Raw genomic sequence first — 20,341 nt, 5'->3', positions numbered from 1 at the left:
CGGGAGTGTCGGAGCGGGCGGCTAGAGTCGCTGCCGTGACAGCTACGACGCCGCGCCTGCTCCTCGTCGACGGACATTCCATGGCATACCGGGCGTTCTTCGCCCTGCCCGTGGAAAACTTCTCCACCACGACGGGGCAGCCGACCAACGCCGTCTACGGCTTCACGTCCATGCTGATCAACGTGCTGCGCGACGAGCAGCCGACGCACATCGTCGTCGCCTTCGACGTCTCCCGCCGCTCCTTCCGCACGGAGAAGTACGCGGAATACAAGGCCGGCCGCAGCGAGACCCCGACCGACTTCAAGGGCCAGGTGAGTCTGGTCAAGGAGGTCCTCGCGGCGCTGCGCATCCCGGTGGTGGAGAAGGAGGGTTTCGAGGCCGACGACATCATCGCCACCCTCGCCTGCCAGGCCCGCGACCAGGGCATGTCGGTGCTGATCAGCAGTGGCGACCGCGACGCCTTCCAGCTCGTCGGCGACCGGATCACGGTGCTCTACCCGCGCAAGGGCGTCTCCGACCTGGCCCGGATGGACCCGGCGGCGATCGAGGCGAAGTACGGCGTCGCCCCGCAGCGCTACCGCGACCTGGCCGCCCTGGTCGGCGAGACCAGCGACAACCTGCCGGGCGTCCCGGGCGTCGGCCCGAAGACGGCCGCCAAGTGGATCAACACCTACGGCGGGGTCGACGGGGTCGTCGCGCGGGCCGACGAGATCAAGGGCAAGGCCGGCGACAGCCTGCGCGAGCGGCTCGCCGACGTGATCCGCAACTACGAGATCAACTGTCTCGTCTCCGACCTGGAACTGCCGCTGCGCCCCGAGGACGCGCGCTGGGAGGGGTGGGACCGCGAGGCCGTCCACCAGGTCTTCGACACCCTCGAGTTCCGCATCCTGCGCGACCGGCTCTACCAGTACCTGGAGGCGGTGGAGCCGGAGGCCGAGTCCGGCTTCGACCTGACCGGCGAGGTGCTCACCGAGCCCGGGGCGCTCGCCGGGTGGCTGGAGACGCACGCGCCGGCCGACATCCCGGTGGGCGTGGCGGCGAAGCTCGACACGGGCCCCAACCGCCGGCACACCGCCTCGGTGACCGGGCTGGCGCTGGCCACCGCCGGCGGCGCGGCGGCCTGGGTCGATCCCGCCACGCTGGAGCCGACCGACGAGGCGGCCCTGGCGGCCTGGCTGGCCGACGCCGGGCGGCCCAAGGTGCTGCACGACAGCAAGCCGGCGGTGCTGGCGTTCGCCGCGCACGGCTGGCGCCTGGAGGGCATCCTGCGCGACACCCAGATCGCCGCCTACCTGGCCCGCCCCGACCAGCGCTCCTACGACCTGACCGACCTGGCCCTGCGCTACCTGCACCGCGAGCTGCGGGTCGACGCCCCGGAGACCGGCCAGCTCACCCTGGAGGGGCTCGGCAACGAGGGCGAGGCGGAGCAGAACCTCATGCTCCAGGCCCGTGCCACCCTCGACCTGGCCGACGCGATCGACGCCGAGCTGTCCCGCGACGGCGAGCAGTCGGCGCGGCTGATGGCCGGGGTGGAGCTGCCGCTGATGCGGGTGCTAGCCGGCATGGAGCGCACCGGCATCGCCGCCGACACGCACTACCTCTCCGAGCTGGAGGCACACTTCGCCGCCGAGGTGAAGGCCGCCGCCCAGAGGGCGTACGAGTCGGTCAATCGGGAGTTCAACCTCGGCTCGCCGAAGCAGTTGCAGGAGATCCTCTTCGGCGAGCTGGGCCTGCCAAAGACCAAGAAGATCAAGACCGGCTACACCACCGACGCCGACGCCCTGCAGTGGCTGCACGCGCAGAACCCGCACCCGGTGCTGGCCCACCTGCTGCGCCACCGCGACGTGGCGAAGCTGAAGACGACCGTCGACGGGCTGCTCAAGTCGGTCTCCGACGACGGCCGCATCCACACCACGTTCAACCAGACGGTGGCGGCCACCGGTCGGCTCTCCTCGACCGAGCCCAACCTGCAGAACATCCCGATCCGCACCGAGGAGGGTCGCCGCATCCGGCGGGCCTTCGTGGTGGGGGAGGGCTACGACTGCCTGCTGACCGCCGACTACAGCCAGATCGAGATGCGGATCATGGCGCACCTGTCGTCGGACGAGGCGCTCATCGAGGCGTTCAACTCCGGCGCCGACTTCCACGCCGCCACCGCCTCGTCGGTCTTCGGGGTGCCGGTGGGCGAGGTCACCGCCGACCAGCGGCGCAAGATCAAGGCGATGAACTACGGCCTGGCGTACGGGCTGAGCGCGTTCGGCCTCTCCCAGCAGCTCGGGATCACCGCCGAGGAGGCGCGCGGGCTGATGGAGAACTACTTCGCCGGTTTCGGCGGGGTACGCGACTACCTCCAGGAGGTCGTCGCCCGCGCCCGGCACGACGGCTACACCTCGACCATCCTGGGCCGCCGCCGCTACCTGCCCGACCTGGTCAGCGACAACCGGCAGCGCCGCGAGATGGCCGAGCGGATGGCGCTCAACGCTCCCATCCAGGGCTCGGCGGCCGACATCATCAAGGTCGCCATGCTGCACGTCGACACCGCCCTGCGGGAGGCGGGCCTGCGCTCGCGGATGCTGCTCCAGGTGCACGACGAGCTGGTCTTCGAGGTCGCCCCCGGCGAACGGGAGACCCTGGAGGCGCTGGTCCGGCGGGAGATGGGCGCGGCGCATCCGCTCTCGGTGCCGTTGGAGGTCTCCGTCGGCGAGGGCCGGGACTGGAACAGCGCCGACCACTGATTTCTCCAGGTGGCGTTTCCGGGGCGGCCCGACCCGCTCCGGGCGGTCAGGCTTGATCCCTGCGCGGGTCGGGCTGCCCCGGAAACCCTGCCGTGTCCGTGGTGGTCTGCGCTGCTGCGGCCGTTGATCAGGGGCTGGTCGGATCGGTGTTCCGCCGCCAGGTGATCGCGGCCCCGGTCCTCATCACTTGAGCGGGTCGTGGCCCCAGTTCATCAGCGACCAGCGCCACTTCGTGTCGCGCACGTCGCCGGAGGGGCGCTGCGCCATGTGCCGGCGGACGTAGCCGACGACCTTGCGCATGTGCCGGTAGTCGCCCTCGGAGAGTTCGTCGCGTTTGCGTCGCAGCAGGCTGATGATCTTCCGGCCGGACTCGTGGCCGACCGACTCGCCGCCGCCGGAGCGTCCGCCCTTGTGCCAGCCGACCTGCTTCGACTCGTCGGTCTCCAGCCAGGTCGACAGCTCGGCCGGCTTCATGTTCACCGCCTCGGTGAACTCCCGGTAGGTGTCCGGGTCCTTCTCACCCCTGCTCATGGCGCAACACCTCCGGTCGGTGCGCGACGTCGCGCCCCGGGTCGTCGTTGCGGATCCGGTACTGCGGGTCGTCCGGGGACGCGTCCACGGTGTGCCCGCGTACGTGCGTCCGTTCGGTGATCTTCTCCCTCACCACGCCGTACGCCCGGCCGCTGTGGCTGGCCCAGGAGACGTGGTCGCCCTCGCGGAACTCGCTCTGCTCCGCCATGCGGCGCGGTTACCCGGGGTCGCGCGGTGAAAACGACGGCGTCGGGTTACGGGGCGATCTCGGCGACCGGGAGTTTGATCTCGAACGGCTCGGTCAGCTCGATCAGCTCAGGGCTGTCGGCGACGAGTTCGTACTGCCGCTCGCCGCCCGGTCCGATCCGCTCGCTCCGCCGGACGGCACCTCGGCCTTTCGCAGCAACACGTCCGGCTGGCTGCTGGTGTTCGTGTTCAGCGCGACGCCGACCGCCTGGGCGACCCGGAGGTGCCCGGGCGTGTGCTGCAGCAGCCAGTGCGCGAGCAGCAGAGAGATGCCCTGGTGGCCCAGGGTGGGGAGGGTGTCACCTGGACGACTCCGTCGACGAGTTCGACGCGGGGGGCGTCGTCCGGCAGGTCGAGCAGGTCCTCCAGCGTGTGGTCGGCACGCTGCTGCCGGATCGGGTCCGGACACCAGGGGCCAGGTGGTGTCGCGATCGGCTCGGCGCTCACCGGCTCAGCGTAACCCCGCGGTCCGCCTCGGACGTCGCACCGACTGTCCGGCTCGCTCGGGCGGGCTTCTCCGCGACGAAGATGGCGGTGCCGGGGAAGAGCCGGCCGCGCAGCGGGCTCCACTGCCCCCAGATCCCCTCGTGCCCCTCGGGCCACTCCGGCTCCACCAGGTCGACCAGGCGGAACCCGGCGCCCACGATCTCGCGGATCCGGTCGCCGAGCGTGCGGTGCTGCTCGACGTAGGTGGCGTCGCCGGCCTCGTCCTGCTCCACGTAGGGGGAGCGGTCGAAGTACGAGTGCACCGCGGTCAGCCCGCCCTCGCCGGGATCGTCGAGGAAGATCCACCGCATCGGGTGGGTCACCGAGAAGACCCACCGGCCGCCGGGGCGCAGCACCCGGAAGACCTCGCGCATGACCGCCGCCGAGTCGGCCACGAACGGGACCGCCCCGAACGCCGTGCAGGCCGTGTCGAACGCGGCGTCGGGGAAGGGCAGCGCCAGCGCGTCGGCCTGCACCAGCGGCACGCGTACGCCGGTGCGCGCGGCGGCGAGCGCGGCGTGCCGCAACATCCCGGCGGACAGGTCCAGGGCGACCGGCCGGGCACCTTGGGTGGCGAGCCACCGTGCGGCGGCGGCGGCCCCGCAGCCGAGTTCCAGCACCCGCCGCCCGGCGAGGTCGCCCAGCAGCCGTACGTCGGCCTCCCGCACGCCCTCGGGGCACCAGACGAAGTCCAGGTCGCCGAGGAAGCGGCCGTGCTCCGCCTGGTAGTCGTCGGCGTCGGTGTCCCACCAGCGGCGGCTCGCCCGGCGGGCCTCGGCGTCGCCGACCCGGCGCCGGGTCACCCGGCTGTCGTCATCCACCCGCTCACGCTAGTCCCGGCGGCGCCGCCTGCCGGGCGACCCCCGCGGTGCGTGGCGCGGCGTCCGGCGCTACCGTTCACGGTGATGCCCCTGTGACGGACGCGACACCTGCGACGGCTTCCTGCCGATATCTCCGCTTTCGCAGCGGACGAGGCGGCGACAGGACGGGAGGCCTTGCACGCTGTGGTAATGCAGCGGGTAGGCTAGACGATGCGCTCGCGGATCGTGTGCCTCGGCAGGGAGCAGGTGCGCGGTCTCCGGGACCACTGGCGGAGCCACATCCATGATCTCACGCGATGATCTTTCGGTGTGCCCGGCGACGGATCCGCTGGCGCGAACAGGTCACCGCGACACACCAGCCTGCTGTGACACACCATCCGACCGGAGCAACCGCCCACATGACGAGCAGCATCGAGGCCCCCTCGAGCGCCACCCGGGTCACCCACGACGATCTCGGTTCCGAGGAGGCTTTCCTCGCCGCGATCGACGAGACCATCAAGTACTTCAATGACGGCGACATTGTCGAAGGCACCGTCGTCAAGGTCGATCGGGACGAGGTCCTGCTCGACATCGGCTACAAGACCGAGGGCGTCATCCCCTCTCGGGAGTTGTCGATCAAGCACGACGTGGACCCGGCCGAGGTCGTTTCGGTTGGTGACCACATCGAGGCCCTGGTCCTCCAGAAGGAGGACAAGGAGGGTCGTCTGATCCTCTCCAAGAAGCGGGCGCAGTACGAGCGGGCCTGGGGCACCATCGAGAAGATCAAGGACGAGGACGGCGTCGTCCGCGGCTCGGTCATCGAAGTGGTCAAGGGTGGCCTCATCCTCGACATCGGGCTGCGCGGCTTCCTGCCCGCCTCCCTGGTCGAGATGCGTCGGGTGCGCGACCTGCAGCCGTACGTCGGCCGCGAGCTCGAAGCCAAGATCATCGAGCTGGACAAGAACCGCAACAACGTGGTCCTGTCCCGCCGGGCCTGGCTGGAGCAGACGCAGTCCGAGGTGCGCACCGAGTTCCTCAACAAGCTGCAGAAGGGCCAGGTCCGCAAGGGCGTCGTGTCCTCGATCGTCAACTTCGGCGCGTTCGTCGACCTGGGCGGCGTGGACGGCCTGGTGCACGTCTCCGAGCTGTCCTGGAAGCACATCGACCACCCGTCCGAGGTCGTCGAGGTCGGCCAGGAGGTCGAGGTCGAGGTCCTGGACGTCGACCTGGACCGCGAGCGGGTCTCGCTGTCGCTGAAGGCGACCCAGGAGGACCCGTGGCGTCAGTTCGCCCGCACCCACGCGATCCAGCAGATCGTGCCGGGTAAGGTCACCAAGCTGGTGCCGTTCGGCGCCTTCGTCCGGGTGGACGACGGCATCGAGGGCCTGGTCCACATCTCCGAGCTGGCCGAGCGTCACGTGGAGATCCCGGAGCAGGTCGTCCAGGTCGGCTCCGAGGTCATGGTCAAGGTCATCGACATCGACCTGGAGCGTCGCCGGATCTCGCTGTCGCTCAAGCAGGCCAACGAGGGCTTCGTCGAGGGCGAGGAGCACTTCGACCCGACCCTCTACGGCATGGCCGCGACCTACGACACCGAGGGCAACTACATCTACCCGGAGGGCTTCGACCCGGAGACGGGCGAGTGGCTCGAGGGGTACGACAAGCAGCGCGAGACCTGGGAGAACCAGTACGCCGAGGCGCGTCAGCGTTGGGAGGCCCACACCAAGCAGGTGCAGACCTCCCGGGCCGCCGACGCCGAGGCCGCTGCCAACCCGGCCCCGCCCGTTGCCACGGGTGGCACCACCACCTCGACCAGCGCGGCCCCGAGCCGTCAGGCCGAGGAGCCGGCCGGCACCCTGGCCACCGACGAGGCGCTCGCCGCTCTGCGGGAGAAGCTCGCCGGCGGCAAGTGACCCGCTGAACGACGACGGGCCCCGTCCCCGCGATCGCGAGATCGCCGGGGGCGGGGCTCCCGTCTCTGCTCACGCAGCCGGTGCCGCGTCGTCGGCGACCGGTTGCCGCAGGATGGTGCGGCGCCTCTCGGGTGCGACCCTGCGGAAGTCGCTGAGGTAGATCTCGTGGTGTCTGCCGACCATCCGCAGCCCGTTGCCCGGCACGAACCCACCGTGCAGTCGCGCCAGCACCTCGGCCTCGTCGTCGAAGGAACCGACGTGCAGCGTCTGCACGCACCGCCCCTCGGAGAGGGTCTCCAGCCGGACGTCGTCGAGACGCGTCGGGCGGTTGCGGGCCCCGGCCCGCGCCACGGCGGCGGTGAACATGTCCCGGCCGATCCAGCCCGGAGTCATGATCATCAGTGTCCAGCTCCAGCGTGACTTGTCGCGTCGGGTGGTGAAGGAATCCATCTCCTCGGCCCACCACAGGCCCTCCAGGGGCGGTACGACGTAGTCGCGGCCGAGGTCGCGACCGCTGGCGAACTTCAGCTTGTAGGCCACGGGGTAGAGGGCCTGCACGGCGTCGGCGAACGCCGGCGAGGTGTTCGGGTCGCCGTCGCCGTCGATCATCAGGTACTGCGTGTCGGGCACGTCCACGATCCGGAACCGGCCGCGTTCGGCCTGGTAGGCGTCGGACTTCTTGAAGTCAGTCTTGTCCGTCATCAGGAACCTGGGCCCGGGTGGCGAGCCACTGCCTCTCTGCCTCCAGGAGGCTCAGTGAGTACGAGAACACCTCGCGCGCCGGTCGCGGGAGGGGGGACTGCGCCTGTTGTGCCGCCCGGACCGACTCGATGCGGGCCTCGACCCGGGCCAGCCGGGCGCGCAGCGCCGCCGCGTACTCCCGGTCGGTGAGCAGGGGCAGGTTGGCGATGCCGACGAGAAGCGGGTGCCGGACCGGCCGCGGCTGCTCGATGAGGGCCAGCACGGTGCGCCCCGCAACCTGCCGGCCCTCTGCGGTGGCGTGGAACACGCGGCGGGACCTGGCGCTGGCGGGCGCCTCGGGAGCGTGGACCAGACCGCGCTTCTCCAGCTTGGCCAGCAGATAGTAGATCGAGGAGAACCCGACGTCGGACCACTGCCGGATGCCGCGCTGCTCGATCACCCGCTCCAGGTCGTAGCCGTGGCGGGCGCGTTCGATGATCAGACCCAGCACGGTCAGCTCGGCGGGGGTCAGGTCCACGCTTCTATTCTATTACTGGAATAGGCCGTGGTGGGCCCCCCGTGAAGGAGGCGCGGTGAGCGCCCGGACGAGGTGCCCCGGTGCCGGCGGCGTGGTGGTGATCGGGTTGACTGGTGCCGTGCTGAAGGTGGGACTGACCGGGGGAATCGGGTCGGGCAAGAGCGCCGTGGCGAGGCGGCTGGCCGAGTGCGGCGCGGTGGTGATCGACTCCGACCGCCTGGCCCGGGAGGTGGTCGCGCCGGGCACCGAGGGGCTGGCCGAGATCGTCGCGGAGTTCTCCGACCGGATCCTGGCCGCGGACGGCGCCCTCGACCGGGCGGCGCTGGGCGCGCTGGTGTTCGCCGACGAGACGGCGCGCCGCCGCCTGGAGGCGATCACGCATCCCCGCGTCCGGGCCCGCTCCGCCGACCTGGCCGCCGCGGCGGGACCCGACGCGATCGTGGTCAACGACGTGCCGCTGCTGGTGGAGGTGGGGCTCGCGCCCACGTACCACCTGGTGGTCGTGGTGCAGACGGAGGTGGCCACCCGGCTGGAGCGGCTGGCCCGCGACCGGGGGATGGACCGGGCGGAGGCCGAGCGGCGCATCGCCGCGCAGGCCGACGACGCCCGGCGGCGGGCCGCGGCGGACGTGCTGCTGACCAACGACGGCAGCGTCGCCGACCTGCACGCGGCCGTCGACGCGCTGTGGCGCGAGCGGCTGCGGCCCTTCGAAGCGAACCTGCGCGAGCGGCGGCCGGTCCGGCCGGACCGGGTCGGCCTGGCGGAGGCCGACCCGACCTGGCCGCAGCAGTACGCGCGGCTGGCCGCCCGGATCCGGCACGCGCTCGCCCCCGCCGACCTGCGCGTCGACCACATCGGCTCGACCGCGGTCCCGGGGCTCGCGGCCAAGGACGTGATCGACATCCAGCTCACCGTCCCGACCCTCGCCGACGCGGACGGGCCGCTGGCCGAACGGCTCGCGGCGGCGGGTTTCCCGCGCCTGCCCGGCGACTGGTGGGACCACCCCCGCCCGCCCGGCAGCGCCCGGTGGGAGAAGCGGCTGCACGGCAGCGCCGACCCCGGTCGCCCCGTGCACCTGCACGTCCGCCCGGTCGACTCGCCCGGCTGGCGGTACGCGCTGCTGATGCGCGACCACCTGCGTGCCGACCCGGACCAGCGGGCTGCCTACCTGGTGCTGAAGCGGGAGCTGGCGACCTCCGCCCCGGACAGCGCCGCCTGGACGACCGCGAAGGACCCGTGGTTCGACGAGGAGCACCTGCGCGCCGAGCAGTGGGCGGCGCAGACGGGCTGGCGGCCCTGACCGGTCAGCGTCCCCGCGCCGAGGGCCGGGGCGCGGGGGTGAGCCGGGGCACCGTGTCGGGCGCCAGGTCGAGCTGGGCCCAGGCGCCGGCGCTGGTGCGCAGCTCCAGGCGGCGCAGCGCGCCGGAGCGGTCGATCCAGTAGCGCAGCGGCCCCCGCGCCGTACGCAGCTCGACGACGTCGACGGTCCTCCCGGCGACGGCGTCGCCGCGTACCCGTACGGCGGCGCCCCGCCCGCCCGAGCCGGCGGCCCGCAGCGCCGTGTCGAGCAGCAGTCCCAGCTCACCCGCCCGCCGCGCGTCGGCCCGCCAGCCCCGGGCGGGCGGCGGCAACGGCGGCCGGCCGGGCGACTCCACGCTGCCCGGAACCACCGCGGCCGGCACCTCCGCCCGGCTCACTCCGGCGCCGTCGACGCGCAGCAGCGTCCGGCGCTGCGGCACGCCGAGGTCGGCGACGGCCACGTACGCGGCCCGCTGGCTCCAGCTCACCCAGCCCGAGCCGCGCAGGTTGGTGGCGGCGGCCACGGGCGCGGTCAGCGTCACGGCGGCGCCACCACGGGCGCGCAGCCGGGCGGGCAGCCGGTCCAACCGATCCCGTTCGGCCGTGGTCAGGGCCCGGGGCTGCCCGGCCCGCCCGCCGAGGGCGTTGACCGGCCGCAGCGTCGGCCGGTCGGTCCGGTTGAGCTGTACGGTCACCGGTCCGACGCCGGCCAGCCCGGTCTCCAGCCGGTGCAGCCGGGCGTCGTGGTCGAGCCAGTAGCGCGGGTGCCCGTCCGGCGACGAGGGCGGGACCGACGTGCCGGGACCGGGCGGCGGCGCCTGGAGGATGTCGACCGGAGCCGCCCCGACCGTGGCGCCACCGACCCGGCGCGCGGCGTCGGCCGGCGGATCCGGGCGGTCCGTGGCGAGGCCGAAGATCAGTTGCAGCACGGCGGCCAGCCCCTGCCCGGCGGGCGGGTCGTGCAGCCGCCAGCGGTCCGTCGGCGGCACCAGCGGGGGCGGTGCGGGGGTCGGCACGGCCGTCGGGTCGGGGCGCAGCAGGACCACGGTGGGGGTGGCCTGGAGCAGCCCGCGCCCGGCGCCCGCGCCGGGCCCGCCGACGTCGAGGTAGACCAGCGGCCGGGACCAGTCGACCCAGCCGACCAGTTCGGTACGCGCCGCGCCGGTGCCCGCCGTCACGCGTACCGCGGCCCGCAGGTCCCGGTAGTTGGTGACCCGCATCGCGGCCAGTCGCTCGCGCTCGTCGCCCGTCAGCGCCCTCGGCTGTTCCGGCCGCTCGGGCGCCCAGCTCGCCAGCCCCACGACCAGCGCGGCGGCCGAGAGCACGGCCACGGCCGCGAGCGCCAGCAGGACGGTGCGCCGACGGCCGGTCACCACCCGTGGGACGCCCCCGGTGTGGGCGTCGCCGGGCGGCGGGGGGTCCTGCGGCGGGTGTGTCGGGCCGGAACGGGCGGCGGAGGTCTCCACGGGAGGTTGAACGGGGCTCGCCCCGGTGGGGTGACGAGCAGGGGCGCTCGCGGCGGCCGGTCAGCGCCTCACGCGCGACCACGTCGGGTGCGCACGCCGGGCATACCGGGTGCTGCGACCCCTGTGCCGGGGGCGGGCCGGCCGTGACGGCCTGGCCACCTGCCCGGTCGGCCGCCGCGAGCGGCCTACACGGAGAGCGTAGTCCGGTGAGATGCGCCACACAATGCGAATATTGAAGCCGATCACGGACCGGACGTAGTCGCGCCGCGGTGTCGGACCCCCGGCGTACCGTTGGGGTCATGGCGCTCGACATTCCCCGGCTCGACGGTCGTTTCCAGGTCGTCAGCGAGTTCCAGCCGGCCGGCGACCAGCCGACGGCCATCGACGACCTGGAGCGTCGGGTCCGACGCGGTGACCGCAACACGGTGCTGCTCGGCGCGACCGGCACCGGCAAGAGCGCCACCACCGCGTGGCTGATCGAGCGGTTGCAGCGCCCGACGCTGGTGCTCGCGCCCAACAAGACGCTCTGTGCGCAGCTGGCCAAGGAGTTCAGCGAGCTGCTGCCGCACAACGCCGTCGAATACTTCGTCTCCTACTACGACTACTACCAGCCCGAGGCCTACATCCCGCAGACCGACACCTACATCGAGAAGGACTCCTCGATCAACGAGGAGGTCGAACGGCTGCGGCACTCGGCGACGATGTCGCTGCTCACCCGGCGCGACGTGATCGTGGTGGCCACCGTCTCGGCGATCTACGGGCTGGGCACGCCGGAGGAGTACCTCGACCGCGCGGTGCGGGTCGCGGTCGGGCAGGAACTGGACCGTGACCAACTGCTGCGCCGGCTGGTCGACATCCAGTACACGCGCAACGACATGGCCTTCAACCGGGGCACCTTCCGGGTCCGCGGCGACACGCTGGAGATCATCCCGGCCTACGAGGAGCTGGCCGTCCGGATCGAGCTCTTCGGCGACGAGGTGGAGAAGCTCTACTACCTCAACCCGCTGACCGGCGACGTGGTCAAGGAGGTCGACGGGTTGGTGATCTTCCCAGCCACCCACTACGCGGCCGGGCCGGAGCGGATGGAGCGGGCGATCCGCGACATCGAGGCCGAGCTGGCCGAGCGACTGGCCGAGCTGGAGCGGCAGGGCAAGCTGCTGGAGGCGCAGCGGCTGCGGATGCGCACCACCTACGACATCGAGATGATGCGCCAGGTCGGGTTCTGCTCCGGCATCGAGAACTACTCGATGCACATGGACGGCCGACTGCCGGGCAGCCCGCCGCACTGTCTGCTCGACTACTTCCCGGACGACTTCCTCACGGTCGTCGACGAGTCGCACGTGACCATCCCGCAGATCGGCGGCATGTACGAGGGCGACGCGTCGCGCAAGCGGATGCTGATCGACCACGGCTTCCGGCTGCCCAGCGCGGCCGACAACCGGCCGCTGCGCTTCGACGAGTTCCTGGAGCGGGTCGGCCAGATGGTCTTCCTCTCCGCCACGCCGGGGCCGTGGGAGCTGGAGCAGTCCCAGGGCGAGTTCGTCGAGCAGGTGATCCGGCCGACCGGGCTGATCGACCCACAGGTGGTCATCAAACCCACCAAGGGTCAGATCGACGACCTCATGCACGAGATCAAGCTGCGCACCGAGCGCGACGAGCGGGTGCTGGTCACCACGCTGACCAAGAAGATGGCCGAGGACCTGTCCGACTACCTCCTGGAGAACGGCATCCGGGTGCGCTACCTGCACTCCGAGGTCGACACGCTGCGCCGGGTGGAGCTGCTGCGGGAGCTGCGCAAGGGCGACTACGACGTACTGGTCGGCATCAATCTGCTCCGGGAGGGGCTCGATCTGCCCGAGGTGTCGCTGGTCGCCATCCTCGACGCCGACAAGGAGGGCTTCCTGCGCAGCGGCCGATCGCTGATCCAGACCATCGGCCGAGCGGCCCGCAACGTCTCCGGCCAGGTCCACATGTACGCCGACAAGATCACCCCGTCGATGGCCCAGGCGATCGAGGAGACCAACCGGCGGCGCGACAAGCAGATCGCGCACAACGAGGCGCACGGCATCAGCCCCGAGCCGCTGCGCAAGAAGATCCACGACATTCTCGACGACATCTACCGCGAGGCGGAGGACACCGAGAACAGCCGGGTCGGCGGGGCCGTACGGCAGCTCTCCCGGGGCAAGGCGCCGGTCAAGGAGACCCGCAGCCGCAGCCGGGCCGGCGGGGCCGGGCCCGCGCGGGAGGGGATGGCCCGCGCCGAACTGGCCCAGCTCATCCAGGAGCTCAACGACCAGATGCTGGCCGCCGCCCGGGAGCTCCAGTTCGAGCTGGCCGCCCGGATCCGCGACGAGGTCGCCGACCTCAAGAAGGAGCTGCGCGGGATGGACGCGGCCGGGGTGAAGTGATCCCCGGCGCGGGCCCGGGCGACGCGTCGGGGCGACCGGGGACCAGTTGCGGTGTGCGAGCGGGCTATTGCGCTCAGTGATCGTCCTGCGTACTCTCCCTCGGTGGGGAGGCTGGGGATGCCGTTGCCAACGAGTCCGGTCATTCGTCGCGCCCGGTTGGGCGCCGAGCTGCGCCAGCTGCGGCGGCGGGAGGCGCTGACCCTGGAGCAGGTCTGCGACCGGCTGGGGTGGGCCTCCACCTCGAAGCTGTCCCGCATCGAGCTGGGGCAGAGCCGGCCGGACCTGGCCGACGTGCTCGACCTGCTCGACGTCTACGAGGTGCCGTCGCCGCAGCGTGACGCGCTCATCGTCATCGCCCGCGACGCCGCCACCAGCCGGGGCTGGTGGAAGGCGCTGGGGGAGATGGGCGAGCGGCAGCGCACCTACGCCGAGCTGGAGACGGGGGCGGCGAGCATCGTGGAGTACCAGCCGGCCGTCGTGCCCGGCCTGCTCCAGTCGCCCGGGTACGCCCGCCAGCGCATCGAGGCCGGCCGGCTGCTGTACCCCGAGGTCAACGTCGAGGCCGACATCCGGGCCCGGCGGATGCGTCAGGACGTGCTGCGCCGCGCCGACCCGCCCCGCTACACCGCGCTGCTGGACGAGCGGGTCTGTGGCCAGGCGGACGTGTCGCCGGAGGTGTGGCGGGAACAGGTGGCGCACCTGGTCGCGTTGGCGGACCTGCCGCACGTGACGGTCCGGGTGGTGCCCTGTGCCGCCGCGCCGCGCGCCGGGCTGCATCCGCTGACGGGCTACTCCAGCTACGTGTTCCCCGACCCGGCTGATCCGCGTACGGTCATGCTGGAGACGCTGACCGCCGACCTGCGGTTGGTCTCCGAGGCCGATGTCGCCCGCTACGAGCGGATGAGCGACTGGCTGGCGTCGGTGGCCCTCGACGGTGACGAGACGCTGGCGCTGCTGCGAGACCGCGCGGCCGAGTCGGCCAACGGTCGCCACGAGCCAGACCGGGCTGTCTCCCCGCAGGGCGGCTGAGATGACTCCCGGAGAACGCCCGTTGAGGCCTGGCGTGAGCAGTTGATTCGGTGGAATGGGCCGTGGTCGCGCCGACCGGTGGAGTCGGAACTGCAGATTGTTTCGGTTCGCCTGACGCTTGCCAAATGGCGGGATGGTGTTATCGGCTGGCTTCACCAGCGCCCGGTTCGACATGGCATTGAGGCTTCTTGCTGATTCCCGGCAAGAGGGGCCTGCGATAGCGGGAATGCCGGTGGATCTGTGGCCGGGGCGAGGAGCCATCCTTTCTGGCGTCGCCAGCGACCCATACCGCATCAATCGGTCAAAATCAATATTGACCTGATCCTGTGGAGGCCATAGGTTTCTTGTGTCCGGAAACACCGGCGCACCCACAGGAAGCGGGGGCTAGATGAGGTCTGTAATCAGCAGGGCAACCCTGGCGAAGGTCGCGGTCGTGGTCACTGCCGCCACCAGCATCGCCGTGGTGAGCGGTGGACCGGCGTCCGCCAGTTGCAACCACGGTTACGTGGACAAGGAGCTTACGAGCGGGCAGGTGATCGGCGCTGGTACGACCGGCCTGGCGGTGCGTACCGGCCCGCACCTCTCCTGCGGCTTGGTGGGGCGGGTTCCCACCGGCCACTGGGTCACCTATCTGTGCCACGTCTATGGCGATGTCGTGAATTCCACCAACCATTGGGTTCGGATCCACTACAACAACGGCGGGCCCACTTCCATCGACGGCTGGGCGGCGGAGGATTACCTCAGCGACGCGTCGGTTGCCGGCTGCGGCTAGGAATGCCGCCCGGACAGTCGATGGGCTCGAATGACGCCACGGCTTGAGATCGCGGAATGACGAAGGCCTCCGGTTGTGGAGTGGTTTCGACAAGGATCCGCTCCCAGCAATCCGTAGGCCTTCGTCATGCAACGCCTACGCCAGGCGATGGGCTGTGCCGAATTGTCGCGGGTGCTCGCCGCAGGCTGAGCCAGGCTCACAGGTGGGGTGCCTTGTCGAGCCGGCCGTACCAGCGCAGCGCCTCGCCGACCAGGTCGGCGGGTGCCGCCGGGTCGAGCAGGTCGGCGCGGACGTGTGCGGGGTCGCCCAACTCGCCCAGCAGGGCCGGCACGCCCTCGGGATCACCGCCGTAGGGCTGGGCGCCGTCGAACTCCGGCAGCCCGGTCAGCAACAGCCGCCAGCCGTCCGCGGCGAGGGTGCGGGCGACCGCCGCGCCGATGCCGATACGCCGACTCACGCCCTCACGAGGGCCACCCGTTGAGTCATGGGGGCCAGTCAACCGGGCCTCTTGCCCGGCTGCCAGCGGTCATCGCCGCGCGGCAGCCGGGCCCGGCGCCCCCGAGCCCGCCGGGACCGGCGGCCGACGCGTGCACGGCGCACCCTAGGGCAGGGGTACGACAGCTCAGGCCGGCACGTCCAGGAAGTGCTCGACCAGCGGCGGGTTGGCGAAGTGCGGGCCGATCAGCGCCCGCCACTGGGCGAAGCGCTCGGTGGCGCGGAAGTTGTCGTTGTGCGCCTCGACCGAGTCCCACTCGACCAGCAGCACGAACCGGCTCGGGGACTCGACGCCCCGGGTCATCCGCACCGACCGGCAGCCGGGCGTGCCGGCGAGCACCGGATGCCCCTTGGCGTACGCGGCGGCGAACTCGTCCTCGTGGCCCGGTAGTACGTCGATGAGCGCGACCTCAAGCACCATGCCGGAAGCCTTTCACGCCGCCGCCCGGGCGGAGCGTCGCGGGGGTCTGTTCCCGCCGCGCCGACTCCGGAACACTAGCCTCCTAGGACGCCTTACGCGGGGTGTGTCCCCGCACACAGTTCGCGATCGATGCTCACGAGTGGGGAAGGACACCGGCTGCCCGGGCTGCGGCCACTGGCGGCGGTGGGCAAGAATGACGGGCGAGGAGGGGAGTATTCCCCCGCGACGGAGTCGTCAGCACGGTCGAGCGCCCATCTCGGATGCGCGACCCGGCCCGTCGGTCGCCGCCCCCTCGGGGACGGCGACGGAAGAGACCTCCGACAGTCACCAGTGTCAGCGCCGTCGGCACACCGAGCCCGGACAGGGGCGTACGGTGTGCCCGTCGTTGCGTGTCTGCCGGAGGAATGAACCTTGGACGTGTCCGGACTTGTCTGGGCTGGGACGCTCGTCGTCCTGACCGGGATCCTGCTCGTGGATCTGCTGATCGTCGGTCGGCGGCCGCACGAGCCCAGTGTGCGTGAGTCGAGCCTCTGGGTCGGCTTCTACGTCGCCCTGGCCCTGATCTTCGGCGCCGGCCTCTGGCTGACCTCCGGAGCGAGCGCGGCCGGGCAGTTCTACACCGGCTGGCTGACCGAGTACAGCCTCTCGGTCGACAACCTGTTCGTCTTCGTGATCATCATGGCCCGGTTCGGGGTGCCCCGGCAGTACCAGCAGAAGGTGCTGCTCATCGGCATCGTGCTGGCGCTGGTCATGCGCGGCGGCTTCATCGCGGCCGGCGCGGCGCTGATCTCGCAGTTCTCCTTCGTGTTCTACATCTTCGGCGCGTTCCTGATCTACACGGCGGTCAACCTCGCCCGGCAGGGCGAGCCCGACGAGGACGAGTTCTCCGAGAACGTGCTGATCCGGTGGAGCCGCCGGGCCCTGCCGATCTCCCGGGAGTACGACGGTGCCAGGCTGACGACCCACACGACGAAGGGCAGGCGGATCTTCACCCCGATGCTGATCGTCATGATCGCCATCGGCACCACCGACCTGATCTTCGCGCTCGACTCGATTCCGGCGATCTTCGGCATCACGCAGGAGCCGTACCTGGTCTTCACCGCCAACGTCTTCGCGCTGATGGGCCTGCGGCAGCTCTACTTCCTGCTCGGCGGGCTGCTCAGCCGCCTGATCTACCTCAGCTACGGCCTGGCCGTGGTGCTCGGCTTCATCGGTGTCAAGCTGGTGCTGGAGGCCCTCGCCGACAACAAGCTGCCGTTCATCAACGACGGCGAGCACGTCTCGTGGGCCCCGCACATCCCGATCTGGCTCTCGTTGACGATCATCCTCGGCACTCTCGCGGTCGCCACCGCGGCCAGCCTGGTCAAGTCCTCCCGCGACCGGCGGCGGATCCTGGTCGACGCCCGCCGCTGAGGCGTACGCGAAACGACGAGGAGGGGCGCTCCCGGCCGGGGGCGCCCCTCCTCGTGTCGCGCGCGGCCGGCACGTGCGACCGCGCCGTCGAACGGTCCCGGTCAGACCCGGTGCACACCGACCAGGGTGGCGGTGCGGTCGTCGGGCAGCCGCTCCTCCAGCACCCGGCGCCGCAGGTAGCAGGCGTGCAGCATCCGCCGGTCGTCACCCGGGCGTGGGTCGGCGGTGACGATGCCGATGTGGTGGATCCCGCGCCCCGGCCGGGCGAAGAAGTAGAGGTCACCGGGGCGTTCCGCGCCCAGCGGCACCGGGCTGGTCGCCGTGGCCTGGTCGCTGGCGTCGCGCGGCAGCAGCACGCCGAGCCGCCGCCAGGCCAGGTGGACCAGGCCGGAGCAGTCGATGCCGTACGCCGACACCCCACCCCAGATGTAGACGACGTGGACCAGCCGCTGGGCGACGGCCAGCACCTCCTCGGCGGACGGGGGTGTGGTGGGCACCGGCACCGCGTCGCCGTCGGGCAGCCAGAGCGGTGCGGCGTGCCCCGGGGCGTGCACGGGTTGCCAGCCGTCGACGGCCGGCCCGGCCGGGGACAGTCGGGTGCCCAGCACCACTCCGGGAAGCACCTCGGCGCCGCCGGGTGCGTCGCGCAGCGCGGTGACGGTCGCGTCGACGACGAGCGGGGCGGCGTCGGTGTCGGCGGCCACGGGGGTGAGCTGCTCGGTGGGCAGCCAGCCGGGATAGCCGCGCGGGTGCAGCCGGGGAGCCGGCTGCTCGACCGCCACCACGTGGGCCCAGCCGTCCGGACGCAGTTCGGTGACCAGCACCCGCTCGCCGAGCAGCAGTTGGCTCAGGACACAGTCGCCGACCTGCTGGTCGGTGTCCATGCCGGAGATCCAGGCCGCGATGTCGGTGCGCCCGGCCAGGGCGGGAGCGTCGACGGCTCGTACCGCCTCGGGGCAGCTCCAGAGGGTCGCGACCGCGACCCGGACCACGGCCTCCCGGCCCGGTTGCAGCTCCACGTCCACCCCCAGCTCGCGCCGAATGTTCCCGCGACCATATGAAAGTTTTCGACAACCATCAACTACGAGTTTGCATGTTTACTTCAGTCACGGAGCTGATGCCGAGACCGGGCGCGTCCGGCAGCACGACGGTCGCGCCGTCGTACCGCAGGCCGCCGCGCACCGGCGACCAGGCCAGCCACCAGGCGGCGTCCAGGTCTGCCACGGCGGTCGTGCCGTAGGCGCCGGCCAGGCTCGCGGCGGCGCCGATACCGACCTGGGTCTCCATCATCGAGCCGACGACGGTGCCGAGGCCGTGCGCGGCGGCCAGGTCGAGCAGGGTCCGGGCCGGGTACAGGCCGCCACACTTGGCGAGCTTGACGTTGACCATGTCGGCGGCCCGGCGGCGGATCACCTCGATCAGGTCGCGGACGCCGAAGACCGACTCGTCGGCGAGGATCGGCACGTTCACCCGGTCGCTGACCCAGGCCAGCCCGTCCAGATCCCAGCGGGGGACCGGCTGCTCGACCAGCTCGACGTCCAGCCCGGCGTCCTCGATGCCACGGATGACCCGGACCGCCTCGCGCGGGGTCCAGCCCTGGTTGGCGTCGAGCCGGATGCGGACCCCGTCGCCGACGGCGGAGCGCACCGCGCGGACCCGTTCCAGGTCGCCCGCCGCGTCGGTGCCCACCTTCAGCTTGAGCACGCCGAAGCCCTCCGTCCGCCGCTGCCGGGCCGCCGCCGCCAGGTCCACTGCGTCGCCCGCGGCGAGCGTGACGTCCGTGGGCACCCGCAGGGCGGTGCCCCCGAGCAGCCGCACCAGCGGTACGCCGAGCCGCCGCGCCGCCAGGTCGTGCAGCGCGACGTCGACGGCAGCCTTGGCCGCCTCGTTGCCGACGACCGCCCGTTGCACCTGCGTGCAGCGGGCCACCAGGTCGTCGGCCCCGCGCCCGGTGAGCGCCGGGCCGATCAGATCGCGGACGCACGCCTCGGAACCGGCGACCGACGCCCCGGTCACCTGCCACACCTGCGGAGCCTCGCCGTAGCCGGACCGGCCGTCGGCGTCGATCACCTCCACCACCAGGGTCTCCACCGTGGTGGTGCGGCGCAGCGCGGTGACGAACGGCGTGTGTAAGGGGGCCGAGAGCCGATGGGTGCGTACCGCGGCGATCGTCATTGCGGCACCCTATACGGACACGGGCAGGCGAAGGGGAGGCCGGCATGAGCGAGCGGAGTGGGCGAATCATCGGGTGCAGGGCGGTGGTGCCTCATGGCGGCACGGAGCGCAGCGGAGGGCCGGCATGAGCGAGCGGCTCGGACGGGACTGGAAACTGGTGGGCGCGCCGAACGCGCGCGATCTCGGCGGCCTGGTCGGCGCCCACGGCCGTAGGGTGCGTACCGGAGCGCTGATCCGCACCCCGGCGCTGGGTCGGCTGACCGACGAGGACCTGCCGGTGCTGGCCAAGCTCGGCCCGGCCTGCGTGGTCGACCTGCGTGACCACTCGGAGACGGCGGTCGCCCCGCCGGATCGACTGACCGGCGAACCGCGGGTGGTGCACCTGCCGGTGCACGACGCCGAGCACCCCGTCTTCACGTACGTCTCGGCGGTGCTGCTCGGGCACGACCTGGACGCGTACGCGGCGCTGGCGCAGCAGGGCACACCGGCGGCGATGGCGGCGATCTACCGCTGGTTCGTCAGCGGGGAGTCGGCGCGGGCGAGCTTCGGTGCGGCGGTGCGGCTGGCGGCGCAGGCGGAGAACCTGCCGCTGGTCTACCACTGCTCGGCGGGCAAGGACCGGACCGGCTGGTTGACGGTGTTGCTGCTCAGCGCGCTCGGCGTGGACGAGGGTGCGATCCGGGCGGACTACCTGGCGAACAACCGGCTGACCGAGAGCCTGCGGGAGGTGCTCCTGGAGGCGATGCGGCGCCGGATGCCGGGGCTGGACGTCGAGGCGGTGCGCCCCGTGCTGGAGGTGCGCGAGGAGTACCTGGACGCCGCGTACGCGGAGGTGCGTCGCGTGCACGGGTCGTTCGGGGCGTACCTGCGCGACGGGCTCGGGGTGACCGACGACGTGGTGGAGGCGCTGCGGGCGCAGTTGCTGGACTGAGC

Annotated in this window: 17 protein-coding genes and 1 pseudogene; 8 read left to right on the top strand and 10 right to left on the bottom strand. The window is 72.0% G+C overall.

All coding sequences use genetic code 11. The annotated features are described in order from the left end of the window. Window positions 1-35 precede the first annotated feature (35 nt). Window positions 36-2,735 carry a DNA polymerase I gene (gene polA, locus KBX06_RS10015; protein ID WP_210834175.1) on the top strand — a complete coding sequence of 900 codons (2,700 nt, stop codon included), beginning with the start codon at window positions 36-38 and terminating at the stop codon, window positions 2,733-2,735. Window positions 2,736-2,921: 186 nt separating this feature from the next. Here the strand turns inward: polA and KBX06_RS10010 are convergent. The 3 genes and pseudogenes from KBX06_RS10010 to KBX06_RS10000 all read right to left on the bottom strand — a co-directional run. Next, window positions 2,922-3,266, bottom strand: a pseudogene (locus tag KBX06_RS10010) (DUF3140 domain-containing protein); the annotation flags it as partial. After that, window positions 3,253-3,474 carry a DUF2945 domain-containing protein gene (locus KBX06_RS10005; protein WP_210834173.1) on the bottom strand — a complete coding sequence of 74 codons (222 nt, stop codon included), beginning with the start codon at window positions 3,472-3,474 and terminating at the stop codon, window positions 3,253-3,255. The gene KBX06_RS10005 and the pseudogene KBX06_RS10010, both read right to left, overlap by 14 nt. Window positions 3,475-3,955: 481 nt before the next feature. Next, a complete protein-coding gene (locus tag KBX06_RS10000; protein ID WP_210834172.1) occupies window positions 3,956-4,819 on the bottom strand; it encodes a class I SAM-dependent methyltransferase in 864 nt (287 codons plus the stop codon). A gap of 296 nt (window positions 4,820-5,115) precedes the next feature. On the opposite strand from KBX06_RS10000, the gene rpsA reads away from it, so the two are divergent. Continuing rightward, a complete protein-coding gene (gene rpsA, locus KBX06_RS09995) occupies window positions 5,116-6,711 on the top strand; it encodes a 30S ribosomal protein S1 (RefSeq protein ID WP_210834171.1) in 1,596 nt (531 codons plus the stop codon). Window positions 6,712-6,780: 69 nt separating this feature from the next. On the opposite strand, the gene KBX06_RS09990 is transcribed toward rpsA, so the two are convergent. Both KBX06_RS09990 and KBX06_RS09985 read right to left on the bottom strand, forming a co-directional pair. Further along, window positions 6,781-7,413 (bottom strand): GyrI-like domain-containing protein, encoded by a 633-nt coding sequence (locus KBX06_RS09990; RefSeq protein ID WP_210834170.1) that lies wholly within the window; start codon window positions 7,411-7,413, stop codon window positions 6,781-6,783. Further along, window positions 7,397-7,930, bottom strand: a complete 534-nt coding sequence (locus tag KBX06_RS09985; protein WP_210834169.1) for a PadR family transcriptional regulator — start codon at window positions 7,928-7,930, stop codon at window positions 7,397-7,399. Before KBX06_RS09985 ends, KBX06_RS09990 begins: the two co-directional genes overlap by 17 nt. A 118-nt stretch (window positions 7,931-8,048) precedes the next feature. Here KBX06_RS09985 and coaE point away from each other — a divergent pair, with 118 nt between their 5' ends. Next, window positions 8,049-9,230 carry a dephospho-CoA kinase gene (gene coaE, locus KBX06_RS09980; protein ID WP_210834211.1) on the top strand — a complete coding sequence of 394 codons (1,182 nt, stop codon included), beginning with the start codon at window positions 8,049-8,051 and terminating at the stop codon, window positions 9,228-9,230. A gap of 4 nt (window positions 9,231-9,234) precedes the next feature. On the opposite strand, the gene KBX06_RS09975 is transcribed toward coaE, so the two are convergent. Continuing rightward, complete coding sequence (locus KBX06_RS09975) at window positions 9,235-10,605, bottom strand: hypothetical protein (RefSeq protein ID WP_247685555.1); 1,371 nt, start codon at window positions 10,603-10,605, stop codon at window positions 9,235-9,237. A gap of 389 nt (window positions 10,606-10,994) precedes the next feature. On the opposite strand from KBX06_RS09975, the gene uvrB reads away from it, so the two are divergent. From uvrB to KBX06_RS09960, 3 genes are all read left to right on the top strand, one after another. After that, entirely contained in the window at window positions 10,995-13,103 is a 2,109-nt protein-coding gene (gene uvrB / locus KBX06_RS09970) for an excinuclease ABC subunit UvrB (RefSeq protein ID WP_210834168.1), read from the top strand. Between the two features lie 117 nt (window positions 13,104-13,220). Beyond that, entirely contained in the window at window positions 13,221-14,132 is a 912-nt protein-coding gene (locus tag KBX06_RS09965) for a helix-turn-helix transcriptional regulator (RefSeq protein WP_210834167.1), read from the top strand. A 433-nt stretch (window positions 14,133-14,565) separates the two neighbouring features. After that, window positions 14,566-14,904, top strand: a complete 339-nt coding sequence (locus tag KBX06_RS09960; protein ID WP_210834166.1) for an SH3 domain-containing protein — start codon at window positions 14,566-14,568, stop codon at window positions 14,902-14,904. Window positions 14,905-15,100: 196 nt separating this feature from the next. Here the strand turns inward: KBX06_RS09960 and KBX06_RS09955 are convergent, their stop codons facing one another. Next, entirely contained in the window at window positions 15,101-15,361 is a 261-nt protein-coding gene (locus tag KBX06_RS09955; RefSeq protein WP_210834165.1) for a hypothetical protein, read from the bottom strand. A 165-nt stretch (window positions 15,362-15,526) separates the two neighbouring features. Then, the gene (locus KBX06_RS09950; RefSeq protein ID WP_210834158.1) at window positions 15,527-15,820 is read right to left on the bottom strand and encodes an antibiotic biosynthesis monooxygenase; all 294 of its coding nucleotides are present in this window, start codon (window positions 15,818-15,820) and stop codon (window positions 15,527-15,529) included. A 411-nt stretch (window positions 15,821-16,231) separates the two neighbouring features. Between KBX06_RS09950 and KBX06_RS09945 the strand changes: the two genes are divergently transcribed. Beyond that, window positions 16,232-17,233: a TerC family protein gene (locus KBX06_RS09945; RefSeq protein WP_210834156.1), complete on the top strand. Its 1,002-nt coding sequence runs from the start codon at window positions 16,232-16,234 to the stop codon at window positions 17,231-17,233. Between the two features lie 101 nt (window positions 17,234-17,334). On the opposite strand, the gene KBX06_RS09940 is transcribed toward KBX06_RS09945, so the two are convergent. Both KBX06_RS09940 and KBX06_RS09935 read right to left on the bottom strand, forming a co-directional pair. Next, window positions 17,335-18,252 carry an NlpC/P60 family protein gene (locus KBX06_RS09940; RefSeq protein ID WP_210834154.1) on the bottom strand — a complete coding sequence of 306 codons (918 nt, stop codon included), beginning with the start codon at window positions 18,250-18,252 and terminating at the stop codon, window positions 17,335-17,337. A 58-nt stretch (window positions 18,253-18,310) separates the two neighbouring features. Next, on the bottom strand, window positions 18,311-19,408 hold the full coding sequence (locus KBX06_RS09935; RefSeq protein ID WP_210834152.1) for a mandelate racemase/muconate lactonizing enzyme family protein: 1,098 nt from the start codon (window positions 19,406-19,408) through the stop codon (window positions 18,311-18,313). A gap of 124 nt (window positions 19,409-19,532) precedes the next feature. Between KBX06_RS09935 and KBX06_RS09930 the strand changes: the two genes are divergently transcribed. Then, window positions 19,533-20,339 carry a tyrosine-protein phosphatase gene (locus KBX06_RS09930; RefSeq protein ID WP_210834150.1) on the top strand — a complete coding sequence of 269 codons (807 nt, stop codon included), beginning with the start codon at window positions 19,533-19,535 and terminating at the stop codon, window positions 20,337-20,339. Window positions 20,340-20,341: the final 2 nt, after the last annotated feature.

It is taken from the genome of Micromonospora sp. C31 (assembly GCF_018070575.1).
In the GTDB taxonomy this organism is placed as follows: domain Bacteria; phylum Actinomycetota; class Actinomycetes; order Mycobacteriales; family Micromonosporaceae; genus Micromonospora.
The sequence above is the reverse complement of the archived record's forward strand: the minus strand, read 5'-3'. Positions and strand labels throughout refer to the sequence as shown.

Coding starts and splice junctions, on each gene's coding strand:
- KBX06_RS09930 (WP_210834150.1), top strand. CDS start 19,533: ATGAGCGAGCGGCTCGGACGGGACTGGAAACTGGTGGGCGCGCCGAAC.
- KBX06_RS10005 (WP_210834173.1), bottom strand. CDS start 3,474: ATGGCGGAGCAGAGCGAGTTCCGCGAGGGCGACCACGTCTCCTGGGCC.
- uvrB (WP_210834168.1), top strand. CDS start 10,995: ATGGCGCTCGACATTCCCCGGCTCGACGGTCGTTTCCAGGTCGTCAGC.
- KBX06_RS09950 (WP_210834158.1), bottom strand. CDS start 15,820: ATGGTGCTTGAGGTCGCGCTCATCGACGTACTACCGGGCCACGAGGAC.
- rpsA (WP_210834171.1), top strand. CDS start 5,116: ATGATCTTTCGGTGTGCCCGGCGACGGATCCGCTGGCGCGAACAGGTC.
- KBX06_RS09990 (WP_210834170.1), bottom strand. CDS start 7,413: ATGACGGACAAGACTGACTTCAAGAAGTCCGACGCCTACCAGGCCGAA.
- KBX06_RS09935 (WP_210834152.1), bottom strand. CDS start 19,408: ATGACGATCGCCGCGGTACGCACCCATCGGCTCTCGGCCCCCTTACAC.
- KBX06_RS09965 (WP_210834167.1), top strand. CDS start 13,221: ATGCCGTTGCCAACGAGTCCGGTCATTCGTCGCGCCCGGTTGGGCGCC.